This is a genomic window from Pseudomonas sp. Irchel 3E13 (genome assembly GCF_900187455.1).
Taxonomy (GTDB): Bacteria; Pseudomonadota; Gammaproteobacteria; order Pseudomonadales; family Pseudomonadaceae; genus Aquipseudomonas.
In genome coordinates this window covers 1-21,254 of record NZ_FYDX01000022.1, presented here as the reverse complement: position 1 = coordinate 21,254, position 21,254 = coordinate 1, and the positions used below count along the sequence as shown (strand labels likewise).

Here is a 21,254-nt window from a genome sequence, read left to right as displayed (position 1 = left end):
ACGAAATCTGTAGCGGTCAACCGCGGGCAATCACTGCCGCGTCGGCCTCGGCCTTCTCGGCCGCTTTCTGGCGAATGAGCTTTTCAAGCTCCTCGACCAGGTTGTCATTGGTCAGCTTCTGCGCCGGCTTGCCGTCGATGTAGATCAGGTTCGGCGTGCCACCGGTCAGCCCGACATGGGCTTCCTTGGCTTCGCCGGGTCCGTTGACCACACAACCGATCACCGCGACGTCCATCGGCACCAGCAGGTCTTCCAGACGGCCTTCAAGCTCGTTCATGGTCTTGACCACATCGAAGTTCTGCCGCGAGCAGCTCGGGCAGGCGATGAAGTTGATGCCACGGGAACGCAGGTGCAGCGATTTGAGGATGTCGTAGCCGACTTTCACTTCTTCGACCGGGTCGGCCGCAAGCGAAATGCGAATAGTATCGCCAATCCCGTCGGCGAGCAGCATACCGAGGCCGACCGCCGATTTCACCGTGCCCGAACGCAGGCCACCGGCTTCGGTGATGCCCAGGTGCAGCGGCTGGACGATCTGCTTGGCCAGCAGACGGTAGGCTTCAACGGCCATGAACACGTCGGAAGCCTTCACGCTGACCTTGAAGTCCTGAAAATTCAGGCGATCGAGGTGCTCGACATGGCGCAACGCCGACTCGACCAGCGCGGCCGGGGTCGGCTCGCCGTACTTCTTCTGCAGGTCCTTTTCCAGGGAACCTGCGTTGACGCCGATGCGGATCGGGATGCCCCGGTCGCGAGCGGCATCGACCACGGCACGCACACGGTCTTCGCGACCGATGTTGCCCGGGTTGATACGCAGGCAGTCAACGCCCAGCTCGGCGACGCGCAGGGCAATGCGGTAATCGAAATGGATATCCGCGACCAGCGGCACGCTGACCAGTTGCTTGATGCGACCGAAGGCTTCGGCGGCATCCATGTCCGGGACGGAAACCCGGACGATGTCGACGCCGGCGTCTACCAGACGGTTGATCTGCGCCACGGTGGCAGCAACGTCGTTGGTGTCGGTGTTGGTCATGCTCTGGACAGCGATGGGAGCATCGCCGCCAACAGCCACGTTACCGACCCAGATCTTTCTGGATTCGCGACGTTTGATAGGAGATTCGCCGTGCATGACTTATTGCCCCAACTTCAGGCGAGCGGTTTCGCCACTGGTGAACGGAGCGACATCGACAGCCTGACCGTTGTAGGTGATCTGCGCGCCGCGGGCAAAGCCCAGGCGTACCGAGAAAGGTGGTTTGCCGGTCAGTTCCAGGGTATCGCCCTTGCGCTTGACCGCGCTGAACAGCACCTTGCCATTACCGTCGGTCACCGAGGTCCAGCAATCGGCAACGAACAGCATGTGCACTTGGCCACTGCCCGCGGAGACCGCGGCAGGCTGAGCGGCGGGCGCTGGCGTCGCGGCCGCGACAGCCGGGGCGCTGGCCACTGGTGCTGCGGGCACTGCCGGTGCAGGTGCAGCGGCAGCCGGAGCAGCCGGCGTCACTGGCGCAGCAGGATGTGTTGCCGCAGCAGCGGGAGCCTGGACCGGGGCCGGCGCTTCGGCGGTAGCCGCAGGGGCCTGCTCGGTGGCGGGCGGGGTGGCTTCCGGTTCCTGGCCAGCGGTCACGGCCTGATCTTCAGGTTCGTCCAGCTGATGAATCTGCGTGGTGCCGTCGGCGCTTTCGACTTCGACATGTTCCAGGGCAATGTTTGCCTGGTCCTTGCCGCGCAGGCTGCTCTGGTCTTGCCACCAGACGAAGCCGCCACCGACCACCAGGACCAGCAGCAGCAGGCTGACGATGCGCATGATGTTGTGCGAAAGACGAACCGGCTCTTCGATACGACCCAGCGCGTGTACGTCACTGCCCTGGGCATGCGTACCGGTGTAATGGTCGAAGGCCTGGACCAGTGCGGCCTGGTCCATCTCGAACAGCTTGGCGTAGGCGCGGATATAGCCGCGGGCGAAGGTGTGCCCCGGCAGCTTGTCGAACGCGCCGGATTCGAGGTTGTTCAGGGAACTCACGGTCAGGTTGAGCTTGCGGGCCACGTCGGCCTGCGACCAGTCCCGGCTCTCACGAGCCTGACGCAGAATCTCACCGGGATTTTCGCGAGTCGCTGGTGCTACTTCGGGATGCGCCGCTTTCATCATTGCTCCGACAGGTATTGCTGATATTCCGGCGTACCGGGATAAAGTCGTTGTAATTGCAGGCCCAGTTCGGCGGCCGCGGTCCGTTCTTCGAAGACGGTCGCCAGGCGGTTGCCCAGCAACAGGCTGCGTGCACTCGGTTCACTCAAGCGGCTGTGCCGGTCGTAGAACGCGCGAGCTGGCACATAATGCCTGTCTTCGTAAGACATCTCAGCCATTTCCAGCAAGGCCCGAGGCTGCTGCTGGTTAAGACGCAAAGCTTTTTCCAGGTATTCCCGCGCCTGGTCGCGCTGACCCAGCCTGATGGCCGTCAATCCGAGGTTCTCGAACACCCGGGACCGCTCAGGATACAGGGTATCGGCCGACGCTTGGCGAAACATCTGCTGCGCCTCGGCATATTGCCCCTGGCTGTAGAGAAAACCACCGTAGTTGTTGCGAATGCGTGGGTCATGGGGCTGGGCAGACAAGGCCTTCTGGAAGTGCATCCGGGCCAGTGCCGGCTCGTCCTCGCGCTGGAAAACCAGTGCCAGCGCCGCGTTGACCTCGGCATCATCGGCGCCGAGCGCCAGGGCCTTCTTCAAGGGAATCTTCGCCCTTTCGCTCTGGCCTTGTTGCAGATACCCCAGACCCAATTGCACATAAGCCTTGCGGGACTCGTCGCGCGCCTTGCCACCGGGCGTGGCGCAGCCGTAAAGCAGCGTCAGCAGGAGAAGCGGCAGCGCGACGCGCAAGGTCATGGCGGTCCTCGTCTCAGTTGCCCGCCGCGCCGCTGGAATCGGCGTCGGCGTTCAATTGCCGCACAGCGATATAGCGCTCACTGCGACGGGTACGGTCCATGACCTGGCCGACCAGTTGCCCGCACGCGGCATCGATGTCTTCACCACGCGTGGTGCGCACGGTGACGTTGTAACCGGCGTGGTGCAGGCAGTCCTGGAAACGGCGGATCGCGTTGTTGCTCGGACGCTCGTAGCCGGAGTGCGGGAACGGGTTGAACGGGATCAGGTTGATCTTGCACGGCACGTTCTTCAGCAGCTCGGCCATTTCCTGGGCGTGTTCGAGCTTGTCGTTGACGTCCTTGAGCAGGGTGTACTCGATGGTCAGTACGCGCTTCTCGCCCAGTTCGGACATGTAGCGCATGCAAGACTCGAGCAGAACCTTGAGCGGGTACTTCTTGTTGATCGGCACCAGTTCGTTGCGCAGCGCGTCGTTCGGCGCGTGCAGCGACAGGGCCAGGGAGACGTCGATGTGCTTGGCCAACTCATCGATCATCGGCACCACGCCGGAGGTGGACAGGGTCACCCGGCGCTTGGAAATGCCATAGCCGAGGTCGTCCATCATCAGGTGCATGGCGGCGACCACGTTGTCGAAGTTCAGCAGTGGCTCACCCATGCCCATCATCACCACGTTGGTGATGGCGCGGTCGATGGTGGCCGGCACGCTGCCGAACGACTTGTTGGCAATCCACACCTGGCCGATGACTTCGGCGGCGGTGAGGTTGCTGTTGAATCCTTGCTTGCCGGTGGAGCAGAAACTGCAGTCCAGAGCACAACCGGCCTGGGACGATACGCACAACGTACCGCGCTTGCCCTGGGGGATGTAGACGGTTTCGACGCAACTGCCAGAGGCCACGCGCACCACCCATTTACGGGTGCCGTCGCTGGAGATGTCCTCGCTGACCACTTCCGGGCCGCGAATCTCGGCGCACGATTTGAGCTTTTCGCGCAGCGCCTTGCCGACGTTGGTCATGGCGTCGAAATCATCGACGCCAAAGTGGTGAATCCATTTCATTACCTGACCGGCACGGAAGCGCTTCTCCCCTATCGAGTCGAAGAATTTTTCCATTTCCGGCTGGGTAAGTCCCAACAGGTTAGTTTTGCCAGTCGATGTAGTCATGGATTCACCCTCACTCGAAAGCCGTGGCTTAGCGAGTGGTTACCTCGGTAGCTGCGAAGAAGTAAGCGATTTCGCGAGCGGCAGCGGCTTCGGAGTCCGAACCGTGAACGGCGTTGGCGTCGATGGACTCGGCGAAGTCAGCACGGATGGTGCCGGCAGCAGCTTCTTTAGGGTTGGTAGCGCCCATCAGCTCACGGTTGCGAGCGATGGCGTTTTCGCCTTCCAGAACCTGAACGACAACTGGACCGGAGGTCATGAAGGCAACCAGGTCACCGAAGAAACCGCGCTCTGCGTGCTCGGCGTAGAAGCCTTCGGCTTCGGCCTTGGACAGTTGCTTGATTTTCGACGCAACGATTTTCAGGCCGGCGTCTTCGAAACGGGTGGTGATTTTGCCGATGACGTTCTTGGCAACGGCGTCAGGCTTGATGATGGAGAAAGTACGTTGAACAGCCATGGTGTAACTCCAGAAACAGTAAGTGATGCGAAAAATTAAACCCGCGAATTATACGCGGGTTCCGGGGGATTGCCTAACCTGCCGAGTGCGCTCAGTCGGCTTCTTCGATCCAGGCGCCCTGAATGGCTTCCAGGACCTTCTCGCCGCCGCGGGCCGGATCGTCGCTGAAGTCTGGCAATGCCAGCACCCAGCGATGCAGATCGACGAAATTCACGTAGCGAGGATCGACTTCCGGCTTGCTTTCGGCAAGCTGGATAGCAATTTCAAGTACATCAACCCATTTCAGGCTCATGTCGGCTCCAGGATCAATGCGGCGCTTCGGCGGCGTGGTTGAGCGAGTACTTCGGAATCTCGATGGTCAGGTCTTCTTCACCAACAACCACCTGGCACGCCAGACGAGACTGCGCTTCCAGGCCCCAGGCCTTGTCCAGCATGTCTTCTTCCAGCTCGTCCGCTTCCTCGACCGAGTCGAAACCCTGGCGGACGATGCAGTGACACGTGGTGCAGGCACACACGCCGCCACAGGCGCTTTCGATCTCGATGTGATGGTCATGGGCCAGTTCGAGAATGGAAGTCCCCGGTGCTGCCTCGACGGTCAAGCCGTCCGGACAGAACTTCTCGTGGGGCAGAAATGTAACCTGCGGCATCAGTTGTCCTCGATCTCATTCAGGTTGCGCCCGGCCAGTGCGGCTTTGACCGTCGAATCAAGGCGTCGGGCAGCAAAGGCATCGGTCACCTGCGACAGACGCTTGGTCTGCTGCTCGATGGCCGAGCCATCGGTGCCGCTCATCAAATCACGCAAATCTTGCATCTGTTGCTCGATCGCCAGGCGCTCTTCGGCGTCCAGCAGACGCTCGCCGTCGGCATCCAGCGCGCCCTGCACTGCTTCAAGCAGGCGCTCGGCGTCGACCTGGTGTTCGCGCAACTGGCGCGCCGCCTTGTCATTGCCGGCGTGCTCGAAGGAGTCCTTGAGCATGCGGGCGATTTCGCCGTCGGTCAGGCCGTAGGACGGCTTGACCTGAATGCTCGATTCGACGCCCGAACCCAGCTCCCGAGCGGAAACGCTGAGCAGGCCGTCAGCATCGACCTGGAAGGTCACGCGGATCTTCGCGGCGCCGGCCACCATGGCGGGAATGCCACGCAGCTCGAAACGGGCGAGGGAACGGCAATCGCTGATCAACTCGCGCTCACCCTGGAGCACGTGGATCATCATGGCCGTCTGGCCATCCTTGTAGGTGGTGAACTCCTGGGCTCGGGCGACCGGAATGGTAGTGTTGCGCGGAATCACCTTCTCCATCAGCCCGCCCATGGTCTCCAGCCCCAGGGACAGCGGAATCACGTCAAGCAGCAGCAATTCGCCACCTTCGCGGCGGTTGCCGGCCAGGGTATCGGCCTGGATCGCAGCACCAATGGCCACCACCTGATCCGGGTCGATATCGGTCAACGGCTGACGCCCGAACAACTCGCCCACGGCACTGCGCACGCGAGGAACACGGGTCGAGCCGCCGACCATGACCACCGCCTCGACTTCTTCCAGCTCGATACCGCTGTCACGCACGGCGCGACGGCAGGCTTTCAGGCTGCGGGCGATCATCGGTTCGATCAGCGCGTCGAAGGCGTCACGGGTCAGCTCGGCTTGCCAGCCGTCGTAGCGCACGGCCACGGAATCGGCGTCGGTCAGGGCTTCCTTGGCGGCGCAGGCAGTTTCCAGCAGGCGACGCTGCGCGCCGGGATCGAGGTCGGAAGACAAGCCGGCGGACTGTACGATCCAACTGGCAATGGCGTGGTCGAAATCATCGCCGCCCAGGGCGGTATCGCCACCGGTGGCCAGCACTTCGAAGACACCGCCGGTCAGGCGCAGGATGGAAATATCGAAGGTACCGCCGCCCAGGTCGTAGATAGCCACGACGCCTTCGGCGTTCTGGTCCAGGCCGTAGGCGACAGCCGCCGCGGTCGGCTCGTTGAGCAGGCGCAGCACGTTGAGGCCGGCCAGACGCGCGGCGTCCTTGGTGGCCTGGCGCTGAGCATCGTCGAAATAGGCCGGCACGGTGATCACCGCGCCAACCAGCTCGCCACCGAGGGTTTCTTCAGCGCGCTGGCGCAGCACCTTGAGGATATCGGCGGAAACTTCCACCGGACTCTTCGGCCCCTGGATCGTCTCGATGAACGGCATGTGCGACTCGCCGCCGACGAAGCGGTAAGGCAGTTGCTCCCCCAGTTGCTTGACGTCCGCGAGGCCACGCCCCATCAGGCGCTTGACCGAGAGGATGGTGTTCAGCGGATCGGCAGAGGCCGACTCGCGCGCAACGTGACCGACATCGATGTGGTCAGCGTGATAGCGCACCGCGGACGGCAGGATGACCCGGCCTTCGGCATCGGGCAACGGAGCGGAAAGACCACTGCGCAGGGCAGCGACCAGCGAATTGGTAGTACCCAGGTCGATACCCACGGCCAGTCGGCGCTGGTGGGGTTGAGGAGTCTGACCGGGTTCGGCGATCTGCAGTAGGGCCATGCTTATCTGAATACCAGGGGTGTCGCCAGGGGCGGCACCGGGTTAATCGTCGAGGCGCTCTTCCAGCTGGCGCACTTCGTAGGCGAGCTTGTCGAGGAACTGCATGCGGCGCATCAGGCGTTCGGCCTGTTCACGCTGCGCGGCGTCGTTCCAGCAAGCGGCGAACTCCTCGTTGAGGGCTTCGGAGGCGGCTTTCAGGCGGCGCTTGAACGCGGCCACGCCATCGAGGTCGGCACTGTCCTGAAGGTCTTCGAGCTCTTCGCGCCACTGCATCTGCTGGAAGAGAAACTCGGGATCGTGGACGGTGACTTCCTGCGGCACTTCATGGCCGCCGAGCGCCAACAGGTAACGCGCCCGACGGGGCGCGCTCTTGAGGGTCTGATAGGCATCGTTGAGACCAGCGGACCGTTCCAGCGCCAGGCGCTGTTCGCGCTCGGACGCATCGGCGAACCGGTCTGGATGCACGGCACGGGCCAGCTCGCGGTAGCGGGCGGCCAGTTGCTCGAGGTCCAGACGGAAGTCCGGCTGCAGTTCAAACAGGGCGAAATGACAAGGAGTACCCACGCGCAGCCTCAGACGTTGAAGCTTTCGCCGCAGCCACACTCACCGCGCACGTTGGGGTTGTTGAACTTGAAGCCTTCGTTCAACCCTTCCTTGACGAAGTCCAGCTCGGTACCGTCGAGGTACACCAGACTTTTCGGGTCGATGATCACTTTCACACCGTGACTTTCGAACACTTCGTCTTCGCCGTTCGGCTCGTCAACGAACTCCAGCACGTAGGCCAGACCGGAGCAGCCGGTAGTACGGACACCCAGGCGAACACCGTCACCCTTGCCACGTCCTTCGAGGGAGCGCCGCACGTGGTTGGCGGCGGCTTCTGTCATGCTGATAGCCATCGAGACTCCTTAAACCTGCTGAAGGTGGTTCAGATCAGACCTTTCTTCTGCTTGTAGTCGCGAACGGCCGCCTTGATGGCGTCTTCGGCGAGTACCGAGCAGTGGATCTTGACCGGCGGCAGGGCCAGTTCTTCGGCCAGCTGCGTGTTCTTGATGGTCTCGGCTTCGTCCAGGGTCTTGCCCTTCATCCACTCGGTGGCGAGGGAGCTGGAAGCGATGGCCGAACCACAGCCGTAGGTCTTGAACTTGGCGTCTTCGATGACGCCCTGCTCGTTGACCTTGATCTGCAGGCGCATCACGTCGCCGCACGCCGGAGCGCCGACCATGCCGGTGCCAACATCCGGGTCTTCGGCATTCATCTTGCCGACGTTGCGCGGGTTTTCGTAGTGGTCGATGACCTTTTCACTGTATGCCATGGTGCAATTCCTTCCTCATCAGAGAGCCGCTCTTGCTGGCGACTACTTAGTGCGCAGCCCACTCGATCTTGGAGATGTCGACGCCGTCTTTGTACATATCCCACAGCGGCGACAATTCGCGCAGCTTGGTAACGGCCTCGCAGACCTTCTGCGCGGCGTAGTCGATTTCTTCTTCGGTGGTGAAGCGGCCGAAGGTGAAGCGGATCGAGCTGTGCGCCAGTTCGTCGTTGCGGCCCAGGGCGCGCAGGACATAGGACGGCTCGAGGGATGCCGAAGTGCATGCAGAACCGGACGATACGGCCAGGTCCTTGAGCGCCATGATCAGCGACTCGCCTTCGACGTAGTTGAAGCTCAGGTTCAGGTTGTGCGGAATACGTGCGGTCAGGCTGCCGTTGACGTACAGCTCTTCCAGGCCTTCGACCTGTTTGAAGAAGCGATCGCTCAGGGCCTTGATACGCACGTTCTCGCTGGCCATCAGCTCTTTGGCGACGGCGAAGGCTTCGCCCATGCCGACGATCTGGTGGGTCGCCAGGGTGCCCGAACGCATGCCGCGTTCATGACCACCGCCGTGCATGGCAGCTTCCAGGCGAACCCGCGGCTTGCGGCTGACGTACAGCGCGCCAATGCCTTTCGGGCCGTAGGTTTTGTGAGCGGAGAAGGACATCAGGTCGACTTTCAGCTTCTGCAGGTCGATCTCGACCTTGCCAGTGGACTGAGCCGCATCGACGTGGAACATCACACCGCGGGAGCGGGTCAGTTCACCGATGGCGGCGATGTCGTTGATGGTGCCGATCTCGTTGTTCACATGCATGATCGACACGAGGATGGTGTCGTCGCGCAGGGCCGCTTCGATCATGGCCGGAGTGATCAGGCCGTCGCTGCCAGGCTCGAGGTAGGTGACTTCGAAGCCTTCGCGCTCGAGTTGGCGAGTGCTGTCCAGGACCGCTTTGTGCTCGATCTTGGAGGTGATGATGTGCTTGCCCTTGGTGCTGTAGAAGTGCGCGACACCTTTCAACGCCAGGTTGTCGGACTCGGTGGCACCGCTGGTCCAGACGATTTCGCGTGGGTCGGCATTGACCAGGTCAGCGACCTGGCGGCGGGCGTTTTCGACCGACTCTTCAGCTTTCCAGCCGAAGACGTGGGAGCGCGACGCCGGGTTACCGAAGTTCCCGTCGACCAGCAGGCATTCGCTCATCTTCTGGGCGACACGTGGGTCGACCGGAGTGGTCGCGGAGTAATCGAGGTAGATCGGCAACTTCATTGAATCTCTCCTATCAGGCAGGCGCGTCGCTCGTTCGAAACGGTCATTCGACGGCGGACGTTTCAATCTTGTCCAGATGCGGGGCTCGGCCGGCAATGCGGCGAAGGTCCTGGCGCTGGGCCACTTCCTGGACCTCTCGGCGGGTCACTAGGTCGGCCAGGCTGATTCCGCTGAGGAATTCGTGGATTCGTGCACTGAGGTCGCACCACAGGTGGTGGGTCAGGCAGGTGTCACCGGCATGGCAATCGCCGAGGCCTTGGCAACGGGTTGCGTCGACCGATTCATTGACCGCATCGATAACCTGGGCCACCTGGATGCTTTCCATGACTCGCGAGAGCTGATAGCCACCGCCTGGACCACGCACACTGGAAACCAGGTTGGCGCGGCGCAGTTTGGCGAACAACTGCTCCAGATAAGAGAGGGAAATGCCTTGGCGCTCAGAGATGTCGGCCAGGGACACCGGCCCATTTTGCGCGTGCAGTGCCAGGTCGAGCATGGCAGTCACGGCGTATCGGCCTTTAGTAGTCAGTCGCATGGCTATTTGATACCACGGGAGTTACAGGATGTGTGCGAGTATGCGATTCCCGAGCATTTAAGTCAACTATAAGACCTACTGCTTTAGTCGGGATTGCGCCTGAACGGCGGGCGCGATGATAGCAAGATCAGGGCGTGAGCACACGCCCCTTGTAACGAACGGCCTGTCAATGCGTCGGCGCGTCACTGCGAACCTCGCCTTTGACGCAGGCGAAATCTTCTTCATGCAAGGCCGGAAGCTCCTTGGCGCAGTAGTCGCTGCCGAGGTTTTTCAGCGCACCGCACATGTCTTCCAAGCGCCCGTCCACCGCTTGCAGGTGATCGAGCAACTGACCAATGGCGCGGGCCACCGGGTCGGGCATGTCTTCGCTGACGCCGTAGGCATCAAAGCCGATCTTCTCAGCCATGGCCTTGCGCCGGGCTTCCTGCTCGACATCGGACTTGACGATGATCCGCCCCGGAATTCCCACCGCCGTGGCGCCGGCCGGCACGGCCTTGGTGACCACTGCGTTGGAGCCGATCTTGGCACCGGCACCCACCGTGAACGGACCGAGCACCTTGGCCCCGGCGCCGACCACCACGCCATCTTCCAGGGTCGGATGGCGCTTGCCCTTGTTCCAGCTGGTGCCGCCGAGGGTCACGCCCTGGTACAGGGTGACATCGTCGCCGATCTCCGCAGTCTCACCGATCACGATGCCCATGCCATGGTCGATGAAGAAGCGCCGGCCCACCTTGGCACCCGGGTGGATCTCGATCCCGGTCATCCAGCGGCCGAAGTTCGACACCAGCCGGGCCAGCCACTTCCAGTCCTTCTTCCACAGACAATGCGCCGCGCGGTGCAGCCAGATCGCGTGCATACCCGGATAGCAGGTCAGCACCTCAAAGGCATTGCGTGCCGCCGGGTCACGGTGGAATACGCTTTGGATATCTTCACGCAGACGCTCGAACATTATTGATCCTTCCGCTTGTGTGCATCGCCCCGGGCCGCTTTCTGGGTTTCGGTGAGGATGCCGCGCAAAATACTCATTTCCGAACGATTCACCGCGCTGCGCCCGAACAGGCGACGCAAACGCGGCATCAGGTGCTTGGGCCGGGACGGATCGAGGAAACCGATCTGCACCAGCGTGTCTTCCAGGTGCCCGTAGAACCGCTCCATTTCGTCCATGGTGGCCAGCTCTTCGACCGGCTCATCCTTTTCCGTTTTTTCAGGCTGCGACGCCTGCGCCAGCCAGGCCGTGCGGACCTCGTAGCTCAGCACCTGCACCGCCGCCGCCAGGTTCAGCGAGCTGAAATCCGGATTGGACGGGATGTGCACGTGGTAATGGCAGCGCTGCAGCTCTTCATTGGTCAGGCCGGCGTGCTCACGACCAAAGACCAGGGCGACCTGCTCGCCCTGCGCCGCTCGCCCGGTAACTTCGGTGCCGCACTCGCGCGGCTCGAGCATCGGCCAGGGCAGGCTGCGACTGCGCGCGCTGGTGCCGATCACCAGAGTGCAGCCGACCAGCGCGTCTTCAAGGGTGGAAACCACCTGGGCACCCGCCAGCACATCGTCGGCGCCGGAAGCGCGCGCGCTGGCCTCTGGAGACGGGAAATCCGCAGGACTCACCAGCACCAGCCGCGACAGGCCCATGTTCTTCATGGCACGCGCAGCGCCTCCGATATTGCCGGGGTGGCTGGTACAAACCAGAACGACACGTATATTTTCCAGCACGGCAGGCGCTCTCAGACACTAAAAAGAGGGGAGCAAATCTTACAGAAGCGACCGCCATTAAGCTACGTAAGCAAATGTTGCCCTTCTGCCCGGAAAGTTTTCTGATAGAATGTGCGGCTTTCTTTAACACTCAGGTGAAACGTCCATGCAGCCCATGCTGAATATCGCGCTGCGCGCCGCCCGCAGCGCCAGCGAACTGATTTTCCGCTCAATCGAGCGCCTGGATACCATCAAGGTTGATGAGAAGGACGCCAAGGATTACGTGTCCGAAGTTGATCGCGCCGCCGAGAAAGTCATCATCGACGCGCTGCGCAAAGCCTACCCGACCCACGCCATCCAAGGCGAAGAGACCGGCCTGCACGCCGGCAGCGGTGAAGGCGAAGACTACCTGTGGATCATCGATCCGCTGGATGGCACTACCAACTTCCTGCGTGGCGTTCCTCACTTTGCTGTCAGCATCGCCTGCAAATACCGCGGCCGCCTCGAGCACGCCGTCGTACTGGACCCGGTTCGCCAAGAAGAATTCACCGCTAGCCGTGGCCGTGGCGCCCAGCTGAACGGCCGTCGCCTGCGCGTCAGCTCGCGCACCAGCCTGGAAGGCGCCCTGCTCGGCACCGGCTTCCCGTTCCGCGACAACCAGATGGAATATCTGGACAACTACCTGGGCATGTTCCGCGCCCTGGTCGGCCAGACCGCCGGCATCCGCCGCGCCGGTTCCGCCAGCCTGGACCTGGCCTACGTTGCCGCTGGTCGTTTCGACGCCTTCTGGGAGTCGGGCCTGTCCGAATGGGACATGGCCGCGGGCGCGCTGCTGATCCAGGAAGCGGGCGGCCTGGTGAGCGACTTCACCGGCGGTCACGACTTCCTTGAGAAAGGCCACGTCGTTGCCGGCAACATCAAGTGCTTCAAGGCTGTGCTGACGGCTATCCAGCCGCACCTGCCGCCTTCGGTAAAGCGCTGAGTTTTTAGCCGGGCATGAAAAAAGCACCTTTCGAGGTGCTTTTTTTTGGTCGAATTTCAGGGCCTCATTACTGAGCCGGCTGCGCCTGCCCCAAAACCAGATTGCCCTGCTTATCCAGCGGAATCTGCGACCCAGGATCACGGTCCATGCGCACCTGACCGACCTTCTCGCCGACCGAATACTTCACGTCATAGCCAATCACCTTCTCGCTTACGTCATTGACCGTGTTGCAACGGGTCTGTGTCGTGGAGTAGGTGTCGTTGTTCTGCATGTTTTCCTGAACCTTGTTGCCGGCATAACCGCCGCCGACCGCACCGGCCACCGTGGCGATCTTCTTGCCGGTGCCGCCACCGATCTGATTGCCGAGCAGCCCACCCGCCACCGCACCGAGCACGGTACCGGCGATCTGGTGCTGATCCTGCACGGGCTTCTGCCGCGTAACGGTCACATCCTTACAGACTTCCCGTGGCGTCTTCACAGTCTGCTTGACCGGCTGCACACCCAGCACCTGGGCGTATTCCGGCCCGCTGTTGACCAGGCTGTAGGTCGCGACAGCACCTCCGGCAGTCACACCGACAGCACCCAGTACCGCACCCACCAGCATCGACTTATTCACGTGAACCTCCTGATTTACCTGCGGGTTTGACCCGCGCTTCTCCCAGCCTTGGAGCAAAAAAAAAGGCGCGAGTTCAATACTCGCGCCTTCCTCTTCCGCCTGAGGCGTAGGAAAAAGCCTTATGGACGGTCGTCCACACCCTCGGTTTTAACCGGAGGAATCAGGTCTTCGCTGTTCAGGTTCAGCCAGATCAGCACCACGTTGGCGATGTAGATCGACGAGTAGGTACCCGCCAGAACACCCACCAGCAGCGCCAGGGAGAAGCCGTACAGGTTGTCGCCACCGAAGAACAGCAGCGCGGCGATGGCCAGCAAGGTCGACACCGAAGTCGCCACGGTACGCAGCAGGGTCTGGGTGGTCGAGATGTTGATGTTCTCGATCAGCGAGGCCTTGCGCAGTACGCGGAAGTTCTCGCGAACCCGGTCGAACACGACGATGGTGTCGTTGAGCGAGTAACCGATGATCGCCAGCACCGCCGCCAGCACCGTCAGGTCGAAGGTGATCTGGAAGAACGACAGGATACCCATGGTCACGACCACGTCGTGGATCAGCGAGATGATCGCGCCGACCGCGAACTTCCACTGAAAGCGGAAGGCCAGGTAGATCATGATCCCGCCCAGCGCCAGGAGCATGCCGAGGCCGCCCTGGTCACGCAGTTCTTCGCCGACCTGCGGACCGACGAACTCGACGCGCTTGACGGTCGCCGGGTTGTCGCCGCCAGCCTTCTGCAGCGCCTCGGAAACGCGGTTGCCCAGCAGCGGATCATCGCCCGGCATACGCACCAGCAGGTCGGTGGTCGCACCGAAGCTCTGCACCACGGCGTCGTGGAAGCCGGACTTGACCAGCTCTTCGCGGACCTGGGTCAGATCAGCCGGACGCTCGTAGGTCAGCTCGATGAGCGTACCGCCGGTGAAGTCCAGGCCGAAGTTCAGCCCTTTGTGGAACCAGCTGAACAACGCCAGAACGGTAAGGAGCATGGTGACGGCGAACGCAACATTGCGCACGCCCATGAAGTTGATCGTACGTAGCATGGCAGCCCCTTAAATCCACAGCTTCTTGAAGTCACGCCCGCCATAGATCCCGTTGACGATCGCACGGGTAACCATGATGGCAGTGAACATCGAGGTGAAGATACCCAGCGACATGGTGACCGCGAAGCCCTTGACCGGGCCGGTGCCCATTGCGAAAAGGATGCCGCCGACCAGCAGAGTCGTGAGGTTGGCGTCGAGAATCGCCGTGTAGGCACGGTCGAAACCTTCGTTGATGGCGCGCTGCACGGACATCCCGTTGGCCAGTTCCTCGCGGATACGCGAGAAGATCAGCACGTTGGCGTCCACCGCCATACCCATGGTCAACACGATACCGGCGATACCAGGCAGGGTCAGGGTCGCGCCAAGCACCGACATCAGTGCCAGCAGCAGGACCATGTTGCCCGCCAGGGCGACGGTGGCGATCAGACCGAAGAAGCGGTAGATGGCCATGATGAACAGCGAGACGAACAGCATGCCCCACAGCGACGCATCGATACCCTTGGTGATGTTGTCAGCACCCAGGCTCGGACCAATGGTGCGTTCTTCAGCGAAGTACATCGGCGCGGCCAGGCCACCGGCACGCAGCAGCAGGGCCAGCTCGGACGACTCACCCTGGCCGTTCAGGCCGGTGATGCGGAACTGACTGCCGAGCGGCGACTGGATGGTCGCCAGGCTGATGATCTTCTTCTCTTCCTTGAAGGTCTGGATCGCTACGTCTTTCTCGACGCCGTCGACCACCTGCTTCTCGTAGCGGGTCATCGGACGCTGCTCGATGAAGATCACCGCCATGCTGCGACCGACGTTGCTGCGGGTCGCGCGGCTCATCAGCTCGCCGCCATGGCCATCGAGACGGATGTTCACCTGCGGACGGCCGTGCTCGTCATAGCTGGCCTGGGCATCGGTGACCTGGTCACCGGTGATGATCAGACCACGCTCGACCGGCGCGGAACGACCGCCTTCACGGAACTCGAAGACCTCGGTCGTGGCTTTCGACGCACCAGGCTCGGCGCCCAGGCGGAATTCCAGGTTGGCGGTCTTGCCGAGGATACGCTTGGCTTCGGCGGTGTCCTGCACGCCCGGCAGCTCGACCACGATGCGGTTGGCACCCTGGCGCTGAACCAGCGGCTCGGCGACGCCCAGCTCGTTGACGCGGTTACGTACCGTGGTCAAGTTCTGCTTGATCGAGTATTCACGGATTTCCGTGACCTTCGCCGGCGTGATCGCCAGGCGCAGCACGAACAGGTCGTTACGCTCGTTGGTGGTCAGGTCGAAATCGTTGAAATTCTTGCGGATCAGGCTGCGAGCCTGTTCGCGGGAGGCATCGTCGGAGAAGCCCAACTGGATGCCACCATCCTGTTGCGGCAGGCTGCGGTAGCGCACACGCTCCTTGCGCAGCAGGCTCTTCACTTCACCTTCGTAGACTTTCAGGCGCGCTTGCATGGCCTTTTCCATGTCCACTTCGAGAAGGAAGTGCACACCACCGGAAAGGTCCAGGCCCAGTTTCATCGGATGAGCACCGACGCTGCGCAGCCATTTTGGCGTGGTCGGGGCCAGGTTCAGCGCCACCACGTAATCATCGCCCAGTGCCTTGCGCACGACATCCTTGGCGGGAAGTTGGTCTTCCTGTTTGGTCAGACGCAGCAGTGCGCCACGGCCACTTTCACCCAAACTTGCGCCCTTGACCGCGATCCCGGCATCGACCAGCGCCTTGCTGACACGGTCCAGATCGGCCTGATTGACCTGCAGCGCAGTGCTGGCGCCGCTGACTTGGATAGCCGGATCGTCAGGGTAGAGATTGGGAGCGGAATAAATAAAACCGATCACCAGTACCACCAGGATCAGTGCGCATTTCCATAGAGGAGTTTTGTTCAGCATCACGCCGCCCGTTCAAGACGCGGGGCGCCTTGCGCGCCCCGTCGATTGGTAAAAAACTTAACTTAGATCGCTTTGAGCGTACCCTTCGGCAGGGTTGCCGCTACAGCGCCTTTCTGGAACTTCAGTTCAACCGTGTCGGACACTTCCAGAACGATGAAGTCATCACTGACTTTGACGATCTTGCCGGCGATACCGCCGTTGGTGACAACTTCATCACCCTTTTGCAGATTGCCCAGCAGGTTCTTCTGCTCTTTTGCACGTTTGGCCTGTGGACGCCAGATCATCAGATAGAAGATGACCAGGAAACCGACCAGGAAAATCCATTCGAAACCGGTACCGGCCGGGCCGGCGACAGCAGGGGCTGCGGCGTCCGCGTAAGCGGCAGGAATCAGAAAGCTCATGAGGCACTCCAAGTTGCAAAATTGTATTTGTCAGGATCGACGGAACATCAGTCCAAGGGCGGCACAGGCAGCCCGCGCTTGGCGTAAAAGGCATCGACAAAGGCGGCCAATGTACCTTGTTGAATAGCCTCGCGCAAACCAGCCATCAGGCGCTGGTAATGACGCAAGTTATGGATCGTATTCAACATGCTGCCCAACATTTCGCCGCATTTATCCAAGTGATGCAGATAAGCGCGGGAGAAGTTCTGGCAGGTATAGCAATCGCAGGTCGGGTCCAGCGGCGAATCATCATGACGATGGAACGCGTTGCGGATTTTCAGGACGCCGGTATCGATGAACAGATGACCATTTCGCGCATTGCGGGTGGGCATCACGCAATCGAACATGTCGACACCGCGGCGCACACCCTCAACAAGATCTTCCGGCTTGCCAACCCCCATAAGGTAACGAGGTTTGTCAGCGGGCATCAGGCCCGGCAGATAGTCCAGCACCTTGATCATTTCGTGCTTCGGCTCGCCCACCGACAGGCCGCCGATGGCCAGGCCGTCGAAGCCGATCTTGTCCAGGCCTTCCAGCGAGCGCATGCGCAGGTTCTGGTGCATGCCGCCCTGGACGATGCCGAACAGCGCCGCGGTGTTGTCGCCGTGGGCGTTCTTCGAGCGCTGGGCCCAGCGCAGCGACAGCTCCATCGACACCCGCGCCACGTCTTCGTCGGCCGGGTACGGGGTGCATTCGTCGAAAATCATCACCACGTCAGAGCCCAGGTCGCGCTGGACCTGCATCGACTCTTCCGGGCCCATGAACACCTTGGAGCCGTCCACCGGCGAGGCGAAGGTCACGCCCTCCTCCTTGATCTTGCGCATCGCGCCCAGGCTGAACACCTGGAAACCACCGGAGTCGGTGAGGATCGGGCCTTTCCACTGCATGAAGTCGTGCAGGTCGCCGTGGGCCTTGATCACCTCGGTGCCCGGGCGCAACCACAGGTGGAAGGTGTTGCCGAGGATCATCTCGGCGCCGATGGCCTCGATGTCCCGCGGCAGCATGCCCTTGACCGTGCCATAGGTGCCCACCGGCATGAACGCCGGGGTTTCCACGGTGCCACGGGGGAAAGTCAGGCGGCCGCGACGGGCCTTGCCGTCGGTGGCCAGCAACTCGAAGGACATACGACAGGTGCGACTCATGCTTGATCCTCGGGCCCGCGTGGCGCCGGATTGCGGGTGATGAACATCGCATCACCGTAACTGAAGAAGCGGTAGCCGTTTTCCACCGCCGCCGCGTAGGCCGCCATGGTTTCCGGGTAACCGGCGAAGGCCGAAACCAGCATCAGCAGCGTGGACTCGGGCAAATGGAAGTTGGTGACCAGGGCGTCGACCACATGGAACGGCCGGCCCGGGAAGATAAAGATATCGGTGTCGCCACTGAACGGCTTGAGCACGCCATCGCGCGCCGCGCTTTCCAGCGACCGCACGCTGGTGGTGCCCACCGCCACCACCCGCCCACCGCGTGCGCGGCAGGCGGCCACGGCATCGACCACATCCTGGCCGACTTCCAGCCACTCTTTATGCATGTGGTGGTCTTCGATGCGCTCGACCCGCACCGGCTGGAAGGTGCCAGCGCCGACATGCAAAGTGACGAAGGCCGTGTCGACGCCCTTCTCGGCAATCTTCGCCAGCAGCTCTTCATCGAAATGCAGGCCCGCCGTCGGCGCGGCCACCGCACCGGCGCGTTCGGCGTAGACCGTCTGATAGCGCTCGCGGTCGGCGCCCTCGTCGGGGCGGTCTATATAAGGAGGCAACGGCATGTGCCCGACCCGGTCGAGCAGCGGCAGCACCTCCTCGGCGAAGCGCAGCTCGAACAGCGTATCGTGGCGCGCCACCATCTCGGCTTCGCCGCCGCCGTCCACCAGAATCTGCGTGCCCGGCTTGGGCGACTTGCTCGACCGCACGTGGGCCAGCACGCGGTGGCTGTCCAGCACCCGCTCCACCAGAATCTCCAGCTTGCCGCCGGACGCCTTCTGCCCGAACAGCCGCGCCGGGATCACCCGGGTGTTGTTGAACACCATCAGGTCGCCGGGGCGCAAATAATCGAGCAGATCGGTGAACTGCTTGTGCGCCAGCGCGCCGCTCGGCCCATCGAGGACCAGCAGCCGGCTACCGCGCCGTTCGGCCAGGGGATGGCGGGCGATCAGGGAATCGGGGAGTTCGAAGGAAAAATCGGCAACGCGCATGGCAGTGGGGGTACGGGATCGACAGGGCCGGGAAGTTTAGCCGAAAGCGGAAAAATTGACCATGAAACGTGATTGACCAACGGTAGGCCCATCTCTATACTTCGCCGCCACAAGCCCTGATGGCGGAATTGGTAGACGCGGCGGATTCAAAATCCGTTTTCGAAAGGAGTGGGAGTTCGAGTCTCCCTCGGGGCACCATCATTTTCCTTGTAAATCAAGGACTTAGAGAAGGGGTAGAAAGAAATTTCTACCCCTTTTTCTATCCAAAAAATCTACCCTTCTCAAACCCATTTCCCTCGGAAAATGCGGCTCCAAGCATCACACCACGCGAAACCAAGATCATACAACCCCAAAAAAGTCAATAGATTTTATGGGTACTCAAAAAACCTTCGCCTCTCCGGCAAGGTCGATTTTTGTGGTTGAACTTGTTCAAGCATGAAAATTGAGCATATATAAATCTTATATAAAAGCACCGACTAAGGTCTAACCCTAACTTTTAATTTTTGAAAGTTACTATCCAACCATAAATATATTTTCAACTTACTATTGACACGATATTTCGTTGAGTTTAAGCCATTATTTGACTGCCATTAAAATTAAAACATCAAAAAAATCAATGGAAAACTTAAAATAGCGTCGAACTCAATTTTCAACAAACTAACGCAACACCACAAAATACTAGACGTTTATATTAGTGGTATTACTATACACGAAATAAGTTTTAGGCTCTAAAAAGGGCTGTTTTGTGAGTGTTGTATTTTGGAAAAATTACTGGCCTTCTACGCCTTCCGCCTTATTGGCGAACTTGGTTCGCAATATCCAGATGGTTTTATACGTTCGCAAATAGGCATTTCAACGTGGGCATGGGATTTTAGGTCTATGACTATCAACCTTTAACACATCGCTTGAATTTGACCCATTTAAATTATCGCAGCAGAAAATTTGAAGGGGTTAGGTCATGCGTATGTGGGTGTGGGGGTGGGGGTGGGTGTGGGGGTGTACGTGTACGTGTACGTGTACGTGTACGTGTACGTGTACGTGTACGTGTCTTGAAAACCCTAAGGGGTTTCCGCTTTTAAAGCTTTACCAGCTAAGCTCTTTCAGGCATAGCTGGTCTTCCTTGTTTAAGAGTTAAAAACAAGTTTCGCTCGCCTGAAATTTTCAGGGTCTAAATCAGTAATACTCAGTTTAGACTTTGAACACTTAATGGTTGTATTAGCACCACACCGGAACCCTGTTCAACATATATCTCTATATGGCTGGCGGGTTGAGAAATTTCCAGTATCCCCGTTTTATTTCTCTTCGCTTGAACAACGAAACAATCACCTGTATTTCCTACATTGCTCAAGGCGTGAATACTGAATTTCTTATAGTTATGGAATTTTTAAGGCAGGAGAGACTTGAAGAGTTAAAATTATATGTTATAACTTTAAGAACAAGTTGAAACTGCCGTCATCAGTATCAACGCCGAAGCCTTAATGCTAATCACATTAGGGCTTCACCTTTTCTTATCGTATCATTTCAATATGGAAAGTCAAATATAGCCCTTATTGGCTTTATTTTTACATTTTCAATTTGAATTTTCTTTTGGTTGTCTGTTTCAACTCTCCATCAATTGGAGCACCTGAGCCGTCATCATCAATTAATTTTTGAACATAGGCTGAACATATATCACGCTCATCGTCATCCAACTGGTCAATCTTTTCAGCAATATCAAAGTAAAGAGCTGCGTCAGCTATCACATTTCCACTTTCCTCTAACGCATCTCGGACATACTTCAATATTTCAATTTCTTTGTAGCTGTCATGCTTGTTACGCATTTCATCAATAAATATATGAAAATCAGTTTCTACATTTTTAACATGTGCGGCGATAAGTTCCTCTTGATGCTCAGGAGTTTGTGCGACTGGGATAGCTATGGCTGGCCCGAACATATCGTGCAAGTCATCAATCAAGCCTTCATTGGCTGACGTAACCTTTTCTTGCTCAATCTGCTTTGTCGGCTCTGCTGGCTTCTCTGGTGCGTTTTGAGCGGGTGTAGGCATGACAGGTTCGACTGGTTTAGGCTCTTCTACGGCTTTCTTGGCCTTCCATTGCTCAGCTCGTAATTCATAGTCCGCTTTTCGTTGTTCAAGCTCTTTCAAGTCTTGTTGAGTAGGTTCATAGCCCGACAATGTGAATCCCTTTGCTTCAAGGTTCTGAATCGCCCCTAGTTTCGTAGACACCTCCAAGCCTCATAATGAGGCCCAAATAGGAGGAGCCATGAGTCGTCAGCGTTACCCCGAAGAATTCAAGATCGAAGCGGTCAAGCAAGTGACCGAGAAAG

At 59.8% G+C, this 21,254-nt stretch carries 23 protein-coding genes and 1 tRNA gene; 2 read left to right on the top strand and 22 right to left on the bottom strand.

Annotated features, from left to right (window positions below):
* Nucleotides 1–16: 16 nt before the first annotated feature.
* The 15 genes from ispG to trmJ form a co-directional block, all read right to left on the bottom strand.
* A complete protein-coding gene (gene ispG / locus CKW37_RS29030; protein WP_095159546.1) occupies nt 17–1,126 on the bottom strand; it encodes a flavodoxin-dependent (E)-4-hydroxy-3-methylbut-2-enyl-diphosphate synthase in 1,110 nt (369 codons plus the stop codon).
* Between the two features lie 3 nt (nt 1,127–1,129).
* Nucleotides 1,130–2,140 (bottom strand): RodZ family helix-turn-helix domain-containing protein, encoded by a 1,011-nt coding sequence (locus CKW37_RS29025; protein WP_095159545.1) that lies wholly within the window; start codon nt 2,138–2,140, stop codon nt 1,130–1,132.
* Nucleotides 2,140–2,877, bottom strand: coding sequence for a type IV pilus biogenesis/stability protein PilW (gene pilW, locus CKW37_RS29020; RefSeq protein ID WP_095159544.1), 738 nt, complete (start codon nt 2,875–2,877; stop codon nt 2,140–2,142). Before pilW ends, CKW37_RS29025 begins: the two co-directional genes overlap by 1 nt.
* 13 nt (nt 2,878–2,890) lie before the next feature.
* Nucleotides 2,891–4,033: a 23S rRNA (adenine(2503)-C(2))-methyltransferase RlmN gene (gene rlmN / locus CKW37_RS29015; RefSeq protein WP_095159543.1), complete on the bottom strand. Its 1,143-nt coding sequence runs from the start codon at nt 4,031–4,033 to the stop codon at nt 2,891–2,893.
* A 28-nt stretch (nt 4,034–4,061) separates the two neighbouring features.
* Entirely contained in the window at nt 4,062–4,487 is a 426-nt protein-coding gene (ndk, locus tag CKW37_RS29010; protein WP_095159542.1) for a nucleoside-diphosphate kinase, read from the bottom strand.
* Between the two features lie 91 nt (nt 4,488–4,578).
* Nucleotides 4,579–4,779, bottom strand: a complete 201-nt coding sequence (gene iscX / locus CKW37_RS29005) for a Fe-S cluster assembly protein IscX (RefSeq protein ID WP_095159541.1) — start codon at nt 4,777–4,779, stop codon at nt 4,579–4,581.
* A 13-nt stretch (nt 4,780–4,792) separates the two neighbouring features.
* Nucleotides 4,793–5,134, bottom strand: a complete 342-nt coding sequence (gene fdx, locus CKW37_RS29000) for an ISC system 2Fe-2S type ferredoxin (protein WP_095159540.1) — start codon at nt 5,132–5,134, stop codon at nt 4,793–4,795.
* The gene (gene hscA, locus CKW37_RS28995) at nt 5,134–6,999 is read right to left on the bottom strand and encodes a Fe-S protein assembly chaperone HscA (protein ID WP_095159539.1); all 1,866 of its coding nucleotides are present in this window, start codon (nt 6,997–6,999) and stop codon (nt 5,134–5,136) included. Before hscA ends, fdx begins: the two co-directional genes overlap by 1 nt.
* Before the next feature lie 42 nt (nt 7,000–7,041).
* Nucleotides 7,042–7,563, bottom strand: a complete 522-nt coding sequence (hscB, locus tag CKW37_RS28990) for a co-chaperone HscB (protein WP_095159538.1) — start codon at nt 7,561–7,563, stop codon at nt 7,042–7,044.
* An 8-nt stretch (nt 7,564–7,571) separates the two neighbouring features.
* Nucleotides 7,572–7,895, bottom strand: coding sequence for an iron-sulfur cluster assembly protein IscA (gene iscA / locus CKW37_RS28985; RefSeq protein ID WP_095159537.1), 324 nt, complete (start codon nt 7,893–7,895; stop codon nt 7,572–7,574).
* Between the two features lie 29 nt (nt 7,896–7,924).
* A complete protein-coding gene (gene iscU / locus CKW37_RS28980) occupies nt 7,925–8,311 on the bottom strand; it encodes a Fe-S cluster assembly scaffold IscU (protein ID WP_003248539.1) in 387 nt (128 codons plus the stop codon).
* 46 nt (nt 8,312–8,357) lie between these two features.
* Nucleotides 8,358–9,572 carry an IscS subfamily cysteine desulfurase gene (locus tag CKW37_RS28975; protein ID WP_095159536.1) on the bottom strand — a complete coding sequence of 405 codons (1,215 nt, stop codon included), beginning with the start codon at nt 9,570–9,572 and terminating at the stop codon, nt 8,358–8,360.
* 43 nt (nt 9,573–9,615) lie between these two features.
* On the bottom strand, nt 9,616–10,107 hold the full coding sequence (gene iscR, locus CKW37_RS28970; RefSeq protein ID WP_095159535.1) for a Fe-S cluster assembly transcriptional regulator IscR: 492 nt from the start codon (nt 10,105–10,107) through the stop codon (nt 9,616–9,618).
* Nucleotides 10,108–10,273: 166 nt separating this feature from the next.
* Nucleotides 10,274–11,056: a serine O-acetyltransferase gene (gene cysE / locus CKW37_RS28965; RefSeq protein ID WP_095159534.1), complete on the bottom strand. Its 783-nt coding sequence runs from the start codon at nt 11,054–11,056 to the stop codon at nt 10,274–10,276.
* Nucleotides 11,056–11,817 (bottom strand): tRNA (cytosine(32)/uridine(32)-2'-O)-methyltransferase TrmJ, encoded by a 762-nt coding sequence (trmJ, locus tag CKW37_RS28960; protein ID WP_095159533.1) that lies wholly within the window; start codon nt 11,815–11,817, stop codon nt 11,056–11,058. Before trmJ ends, cysE begins: the two co-directional genes overlap by 1 nt.
* Nucleotides 11,818–11,962: 145 nt before the next feature.
* On the opposite strand from trmJ, the gene suhB reads away from it, so the two are divergent.
* Nucleotides 11,963–12,778, top strand: coding sequence for an inositol-phosphate phosphatase (gene suhB, locus CKW37_RS28955; protein ID WP_042120846.1), 816 nt, complete (start codon nt 11,963–11,965; stop codon nt 12,776–12,778).
* A 67-nt stretch (nt 12,779–12,845) separates the two neighbouring features.
* On the opposite strand, the gene CKW37_RS28950 is transcribed toward suhB, so the two are convergent.
* The 6 genes from CKW37_RS28950 to queA all read right to left on the bottom strand — a co-directional run bounded on the left by CKW37_RS28950 (nt 12,846) and on the right by queA (nt 18,928).
* Entirely contained in the window at nt 12,846–13,394 is a 549-nt protein-coding gene (locus CKW37_RS28950) for a glycine zipper 2TM domain-containing protein (protein ID WP_095159532.1), read from the bottom strand.
* A gap of 119 nt (nt 13,395–13,513) precedes the next feature.
* The gene (secF, locus tag CKW37_RS28945) at nt 13,514–14,425 is read right to left on the bottom strand and encodes a protein translocase subunit SecF (protein WP_095159531.1); all 912 of its coding nucleotides are present in this window, start codon (nt 14,423–14,425) and stop codon (nt 13,514–13,516) included.
* A gap of 9 nt (nt 14,426–14,434) precedes the next feature.
* Nucleotides 14,435–16,300 (bottom strand): protein translocase subunit SecD, encoded by a 1,866-nt coding sequence (gene secD / locus CKW37_RS28940; protein WP_095159530.1) that lies wholly within the window; start codon nt 16,298–16,300, stop codon nt 14,435–14,437.
* A gap of 62 nt (nt 16,301–16,362) precedes the next feature.
* Nucleotides 16,363–16,701: a preprotein translocase subunit YajC gene (yajC, locus tag CKW37_RS28935; RefSeq protein ID WP_095159529.1), complete on the bottom strand. Its 339-nt coding sequence runs from the start codon at nt 16,699–16,701 to the stop codon at nt 16,363–16,365.
* A gap of 47 nt (nt 16,702–16,748) precedes the next feature.
* The gene (gene tgt / locus CKW37_RS28930; RefSeq protein ID WP_175651912.1) at nt 16,749–17,864 is read right to left on the bottom strand and encodes a tRNA guanosine(34) transglycosylase Tgt; all 1,116 of its coding nucleotides are present in this window, start codon (nt 17,862–17,864) and stop codon (nt 16,749–16,751) included.
* Nucleotides 17,865–17,878: 14 nt separating this feature from the next.
* The gene (gene queA / locus CKW37_RS28925; RefSeq protein WP_095159527.1) at nt 17,879–18,928 is read right to left on the bottom strand and encodes a tRNA preQ1(34) S-adenosylmethionine ribosyltransferase-isomerase QueA; all 1,050 of its coding nucleotides are present in this window, start codon (nt 18,926–18,928) and stop codon (nt 17,879–17,881) included.
* A 113-nt stretch (nt 18,929–19,041) separates the two neighbouring features.
* On the opposite strand from queA, the gene CKW37_RS28920 reads away from it, so the two are divergent.
* A tRNA-Leu gene (locus tag CKW37_RS28920) sits at nt 19,042–19,126 on the top strand.
* Nucleotides 19,127–20,490: 1,364 nt separating this feature from the next.
* On the opposite strand, the gene CKW37_RS28915 is transcribed toward CKW37_RS28920, so the two are convergent.
* On the bottom strand, nt 20,491–21,153 hold the full coding sequence (locus tag CKW37_RS28915; protein WP_143502165.1) for a hypothetical protein: 663 nt from the start codon (nt 21,151–21,153) through the stop codon (nt 20,491–20,493).
* Between the last annotated feature and the right edge of the window lie 101 nt (nt 21,154–21,254).